This window comes from Caulobacter sp. B11, from assembly GCF_002737765.1.
Classification (GTDB): Bacteria; Pseudomonadota; Alphaproteobacteria; order Caulobacterales; family Caulobacteraceae; genus Caulobacter.
In genome coordinates this window covers 1-5,973 of record NZ_PEGG01000167.1, presented here as the reverse complement: position 1 = coordinate 5,973, position 5,973 = coordinate 1, and the positions used below count along the sequence as shown (strand labels likewise).

The following is a 5,973-nucleotide window of genomic DNA, read 5'->3' as shown; positions in this document are numbered from 1 at the left end:
TCGGACAGGCCTGAGCAACGACCGGCCTGAAAAAGCCGACGCCGCGCGAAAAAACACCTGGCCGCCGATTCCGACGCCGCCCGAGGGCGCGATTCCGAAAGCGGAGTCAGGACAGGGGCTTAGGCCTTGAGTAATCCCGCCGGCCCGGGCGCGGGACGCAAGGTTAACCTGTCGCTAACCATGCCCGTTCATGACCGCGTAACCACGGGACTCCATGATTCCGTTAGCTGTTTTGTGCGGGACGAGATCATGACCTTCGGGCCAGAAACCATTATTCAGGGCGACTGCATCGAGGCGATGAACGCCCTGCCCGAGAAGTCGGTCGACCTGATCTTCGCCGATCCGCCCTACAACCTTCAGCTCGGCGGCGACCTGCTGCGGCCCGACAATTCCAAGGTCGACGCGGTCGACGACCACTGGGACCAGTTCGAGAGCTTCGCGGCCTATGACAAGTTCACCCGCGAATGGCTGAAGGCCGCCCGCCGGGTGCTCAAGGACGACGGCGCGATCTGGGTGATCGGCAGCTATCACAACATCTTCCGCGTCGGCGTGGCCGTGCAGGACCTGGGCTTCTGGATCCTCAACGACGTGGTCTGGCGCAAGTCCAACCCGATGCCCAACTTCAAGGGCACCCGCTTCGCCAACGCCCACGAGACCCTGATCTGGGCCTCCAAGAGCCAGGGCGCCAAGCGCTACACCTTCAACTATGACGCCCTGAAGATGGCCAATGACGAGGTGCAGATGCGCTCCGACTGGACCATCCCCCTGTGCACCGGCGAAGAGCGCATCAAGGGCGCCGACGGCCACAAGGCCCATCCGACCCAGAAGCCCGAGGCTCTGCTCTACCGGGTGATCCTGTCGACCACCAAGCCGGGCGACGTGATCCTGGATCCGTTCTTCGGGGTCGGCACCACCGGCGCGGCCGCCAAGCGCCTGGGCCGCCGCTTCGTCGGCATCGAGCGCGAAAGCGACTATATCGCCCACGCCAAGACCCGCATCGCCAAGGTGATCCCGATCGCCCCGGAAGACCTCGACGTCATGGGCTCCAAGCGCTCGGAGCCGCGCGTGCCGTTCGGCAATATCGTCGAGGCCGGACTGCTCAATCCCGGCGACACCCTGTTCTGCGCCAAGGGGACCCACGCGGCCAAGATCCGGGCCGACGGTTCGATCACGGTCGGCGACCTGTCCGGCTCGATCCACAAGATCGGCGCCCTGGTGCAATCGGCCCCGGCCTGCAACGGCTGGACCTACTGGCACTTCAAGACCGACAAGGGCCTGGCCCCGATCGACGTGCTGCGCGCCCAGGTGCGGGCGGGGATGAACTGAACGTCTCATTTTCCGGCCGGGGACTTGCGTGATCGCGAAATCCTCGGCAATGTTCACCTTATGATCCGTTTTGGGAAAATCCTGGCCGACAGCGCCGTGGTCAGTCCGGTCTCCTTCCGGAATGCCGCGACCGGCAGCGTCTTTCAAACCCTCCGGCGGCCTGACGGCAGCAAGGTCGTCGCTCTGAGCCGTGACGTGCACGAGCGGGCCCTGGCTCGGGCCAAATTGGCGCTGGCGGGGAAATAGGCCAGGCTAGGATGACTTTGGCCGAGCACAATCCGGTCTTCGATCAATTGGTCCGCGCGCCCGACGATATGGGCGGGTTCATCGCCTACGGACTCTACAAACAGGCCAAGCGCGAATGGCTTATAAGCCACAAGGCAAGGGAAGGGCGCGCGCCGACCCTGACGGAATTGCGGAGTTTTTCCCGCCAGTGGACGCCCACCACGCTGAAAGCCTTTCGCGATAACGCCGACAGCGCGCTGTTCAGCTACGCTCAGAGTGTCGTGCAAGACGAGACGCCATTTATCCAGCGCGACGCCCTCGTCCAGGGCCGCCCCCTATGGAAAGACGTGTTGATCGGGGTAGTCGCGCCCTGTCCTATTCGGTGATCCTGGTGATCGCCGCCTTCCTGCTGAGCGTCTTCGGCAACGACTTTCCTGGATGTCATCAAGGCGATCAAGCCTCACTAGACCAACCGCTCCAGCCCTGCCCTAGCGGCCTTCAGGAACACGCTGGGCAGCGCACCGAGGCCCTGGCGGAGCGTCCAAACGAAGTCGCCGTCTCCCTGCGCAGCGAAGACCCGCAGCGTCAGCGAAAAATGGGTGAAGACGTGCTCCACCGACCCGAAGTCGCGCCAGCTGGCGGCGACGGGCGCAGCGGCCCCTGCCTCGTCATCCGACCACGGCGCGCCGCGCCAGTCGCTGGTCGGCAGGCCCAACATGCCGCCAGCAGGCCTTTGGGCGGACGGCGGACCAGGGCCACGGCGTCGCCGCGGGTCAGCACATAGGCGACCCCATAGCGGCGTGGCCGGCCGGCCTTTTTCGTCTTGCGCGGAAAGGTCTCCGGCGCGCCGCTCTTCAGCCCCGCGCACCAGGCCGAGATAGGGCAGAGGTCGCAGAGCGGTCCCGAGGCCGGCAGACCGTCGCGCCAGATCCATCAGCGCCTGGGCCCAGTCGCCGGGCCGCTCGGCCGTGACCAGATCGCCCGCCAGGGCCTTCAGCTCCGGCTTGGCGTCTGGAACGGGGGTCTCGACCGCGAACAGCCGGGCCATGACCCGCTCGACATTGCCGTCGACCACATTGGCCTCCCGGTCAAAGGCGATGGCCGCGACGGCGGCGGCGGTATAGGCGCCGACGCCGGGCAGGGCGCGAAGGCCTTCCTCCGTATCGGGAAACACGCCCCCATGCTCGCTGGCCACGGCCCGGGCGCAGGCCAGCAGGTTGCGGGCGCGGGCGTAGTAGCCCAGTCCCGCCCAGGCGGCCATCAGGTCGCCGTCCTCGGCCGCCGCCAGGTCCGACACCGTCGGCCAGCGCTGTGTGAAGCTCAGGAAGTAGGGCGTGGCGTGCGGCACGGTGGTTTGCTGCAGCATCACCTCCGACAGCCAGACGCGGTAGGGATCGCTGCGCGCGCCGCTCTTGCCGGCCGTCGGACCAGTGCGCCAGGCCAGGTCGCGGGCCTGGGCGTCGTACCAGGTCAGCAGGGCGGCGCGCAGGGCGGGGATCTCGAGCATGAGGTTGGTATGGCAGACCACCCTCCGCGTTGGGAAGAGCGCGCGCTTCCCCCTCTCCCTCCACCTTCCGGCGAAGGCCGGGACCCAGATTCATCCGGAGCGGCTCGGGGGTTTCACCTGGGCCCCGGCCTTCGCCGGGGAAACGGGATTTAGTTCAATCCGCCCGGTTGATGTTCTACTCTCTCCCCATGCGCCGCCCCCTGCCCACGGCCGAAGAAGCCCTTGAGATCCTCAAGCGCCGTCGCACGCGTCCGCAGTTCCGCGCGCCGCCGCCGGCCGGCAAGAGCCTGGCACCGCTGCTCAAGGAACTGGACAAGCGCTTCGGCCAGGGCCCGGCCGCCCTGCAGACCCGCTGGCGCGAGATCGTCGGCGAGACCCTGGCCCGGCGCACCGAGCCGGTCCGGATCATCAAGAGCCGGACGGCGGGCGAGGGCGGCACCCTGGAACTGCGGGTCGACGGGCCGGTGGCCTCTTTGATCCAGCATCAGGCCCCGCAGATCACCGCGCGCCTCGACCTGCTGCTGGGGCGCGGCGCCGTGACCCGGCTGCGCATCGTCCAGGGACCGCTGAAGACCACGCCGCCGCCCGCGCCGGTCCGGGCCCGCCGCAAGCCGCCGCTGGACGCCGCCCGCGAGCGCGACCTGGCCGAGGGCCTGGCCAGCCAGCCTGAAGGACCGTTGAAGGACGCCTTGCTGAAGCTGGGGCGCGGCGTGCTGCGCCGTGAGCCATGATTGACAAGCGTCCGTCGATTGCGCTCATGCGAGGCCTCACAGGCGCCATTTTCCCCCGCCTAAAGAATCGCGCTTAACTCCACCGCTCACGATCGAGGAAGATCCCCATGCGTTCGCTGACCAGCCGGCTGCTTCTCGCCCTGGCCCTGACCGTCGGCCTGGCCGGCTGCACCAAGACCGAAAGCGTCAACGCCGACGACATGAGCCTGGGCAATGCGTCGTCCAAGATCACGGTGGTCGAGTACGCCTCGGTCACCTGCTCGCACTGCGCCCGCTGGAGCGCCGATGTCTTCCCGGCCTTCAAGGCCAAATATATCGACAGCGGCAAGGTCAATTTCGTCTATCGCGAATTCCCGACCGCGCCCGAGAATGTGGCCGTGGCCGGCTTCCTGGTCGCGCGCTGCGCCGGCAAGGACAAGTATTTCGAGGTGCTCGACGCCCTCTATCGCCAGCAGATGGAAGTGGTCACCAATCCTCTGGAAAGCCTGACCCGCATCGCCCAGTCGGTGGGTCTCGACGAAGCCCAGTTCAAGGCCTGCGTTAGCGATGAAAAGGCCCTCAAGGCGATGAACGACCGCACGGTCAAGTTCGCCAAGGAAGCCGATATCCGGGGCACCCCGACCTTCGTCGTCAACGGCAAGAAGGTCGGCGGCGACGACGGCGGCGAAGTGACCCTGGAACAGCTGGACACCGCGATCGCCGCGGCCGGCAAGTAGGAACCCTGACGATGGTGCTGGACCGTCGCGCGCTGATCGGATCGGGACTGGCCCTGGCGGCCATGCCCGGTCTGGCGCGCGCCGCCGCCCTGCCGGCGGCGCCGGGCGACCATGTCCTGGGGTCGCCCAAGGCCAAGGTGCAGCTGGTGGAATACGCCTCGATGTCGTGCGGCCACTGCGCCCACTTCAACGAGGCGGTCTTTCCGCGCTTGAAGGCCCGCTACATCGACACCGGCAAGGTCCGCTACGTGTTCCGCGAGTTCCTGACGCCGCCCTATGAGTTCGCCGGCGCGGGCTTCCTGCTGGCGCTCAAGGTCGGCGAGCCGCGCTATTTTCAGGTAATCGACACCATCTTCCGCCGCCAGGCCGCAATCTTCGAAAGCGGCGACCTGTGGAACGGTCTGTTGCAGATCGCCAAGACGTTCGGCCTGACCGAGGCGCAGTTCGAGGCGGCCATGGGCGACAAGGCGGCGCTGGCCGCGCTCAACGCCCGCATCGCCGCGGCCGGCCAGCGCGACCGGATCCAGTTCACCCCGACGATCTTCGTCAACGGCCAGCGCTTTGAGACCGCCATGTCGTTCGAGGACCTGGCCAAGGTGATCGACGCGGCGGCGAAGGCCTAGAGGCCCGCGGTCCGTGCAGTTCCAGCGCCTGCGCCTTTCCGGGTTCAAGTCCTTCGTCGAGCCGACGGAGTTCCGGATCGAGCCGGGCCTCACCGGCGTGGTAGGCCCCAATGGCTGCGGCAAGTCCAATCTGCTGGAAGCCCTGCGCTGGGTGATGGGGGCCAATTCAGCCAAGGCCATGCGGGCCGGCGGCATGGACGACGTCATCTTCGCCGGCAGCGGCGCCCGCCCGGCCCGCAATCACGCCGACGTCACCCTGACCATCGACAACGCTGATCGCACGGCGCCGGCCCAGTTCAATGACGATCCGGTGCTGGAAGTGGTGCGCCGCATCGATCGGGGCGAGGGCTCGACCTATCGCATCAACGGCCGCGAGGTCCGGGCCCGCGACGTGCAACTGCTGTTCGCCGACGCCTCGACCGGGGCCAATTCCCCGGCCCTGGTCCGCCAGGGCCAGATCAGCGAGCTGATCGGCGCCAAGCCGCAGAACCGCCGCCGCATCCTGGAAGAGGCCGCCGGCGTTTCGGGCCTGCACACCCGGCGTCACGAAGCCGAGCTGCGCCTGCGCGCGGCCGAGACCAACCTGACCCGGCTGGAGGATGTGGCCCGTGAGCTGGAAGTGGCCCTGGCCCGCCTGCGTCGCGAAGCCCGCCAGGCCGAGAAGTACAAGCGCCTGTCGGCCGAGATCCGCGCCGTGCAGGGCGCGGTGCTGTTCGCCCGCTGGACCGAGGCCCGCGACGCCCTGACCCGCACCCAGGACGAGGCCGTGGTCGCGGCCCGGGCCGTGGAGGACACCGCCCGCGAGGCCGCCGCCGCCCAGACCGCGATCCTGGCCGCCGAGGCCG

Annotated in this window: 7 protein-coding genes and 1 pseudogene; 7 read left to right on the top strand and 1 reads right to left on the bottom strand. The window is 68.0% G+C overall.

The genetic code is table 11. The annotated features are described in order from the left end of the window. Window positions 1–249: 249 nt before the first annotated feature. From CSW58_RS07955 to CSW58_RS07945, 3 genes are read left to right on the top strand one after another with little or no spacing between them, the layout of a single operon-like run. The gene (locus CSW58_RS07955; RefSeq protein ID WP_099446932.1) at window positions 250–1,326 is read left to right on the top strand and encodes a site-specific DNA-methyltransferase; all 1,077 of its coding nucleotides are present in this window, start codon (window positions 250–252) and stop codon (window positions 1,324–1,326) included. Window positions 1,327–1,350: 24 nt separating this feature from the next. Next, window positions 1,351–1,572: a hypothetical protein gene (locus CSW58_RS07950; protein ID WP_143755129.1), complete on the top strand. Its 222-nt coding sequence runs from the start codon at window positions 1,351–1,353 to the stop codon at window positions 1,570–1,572. A gap of 17 nt (window positions 1,573–1,589) precedes the next feature. Then, complete coding sequence (locus CSW58_RS07945) at window positions 1,590–1,937, top strand: hypothetical protein (RefSeq protein ID WP_143755128.1); 348 nt, start codon at window positions 1,590–1,592, stop codon at window positions 1,935–1,937. A 77-nt stretch (window positions 1,938–2,014) separates the two neighbouring features. Here the strand turns inward: CSW58_RS07945 and mutY are convergent. Next, window positions 2,015–3,058 (bottom strand): annotated as a pseudogene (gene mutY, locus CSW58_RS07940) (A/G-specific adenine glycosylase). A 188-nt stretch (window positions 3,059–3,246) separates the two neighbouring features. On the opposite strand from mutY, the gene CSW58_RS07935 reads away from it, so the two are divergent. The 4 genes from CSW58_RS07935 to CSW58_RS07920 form a co-directional block, all read left to right on the top strand. After that, complete coding sequence (locus CSW58_RS07935) at window positions 3,247–3,789, top strand: DUF721 domain-containing protein (protein WP_099446929.1); 543 nt, start codon at window positions 3,247–3,249, stop codon at window positions 3,787–3,789. Window positions 3,790–3,896: 107 nt separating this feature from the next. Beyond that, window positions 3,897–4,505 (top strand): DsbA family protein, encoded by a 609-nt coding sequence (locus CSW58_RS07930; RefSeq protein WP_099446928.1) that lies wholly within the window; start codon window positions 3,897–3,899, stop codon window positions 4,503–4,505. Window positions 4,506–4,516: 11 nt separating this feature from the next. Beyond that, window positions 4,517–5,128 (top strand): DsbA family protein, encoded by a 612-nt coding sequence (locus CSW58_RS07925; RefSeq protein ID WP_099446927.1) that lies wholly within the window; start codon window positions 4,517–4,519, stop codon window positions 5,126–5,128. A 13-nt stretch (window positions 5,129–5,141) separates the two neighbouring features. Next, window positions 5,142–5,973: AAA family ATPase (locus CSW58_RS07920; RefSeq protein WP_145980329.1), on the top strand; the 832-nt coding region annotated here is incomplete at its 3' end.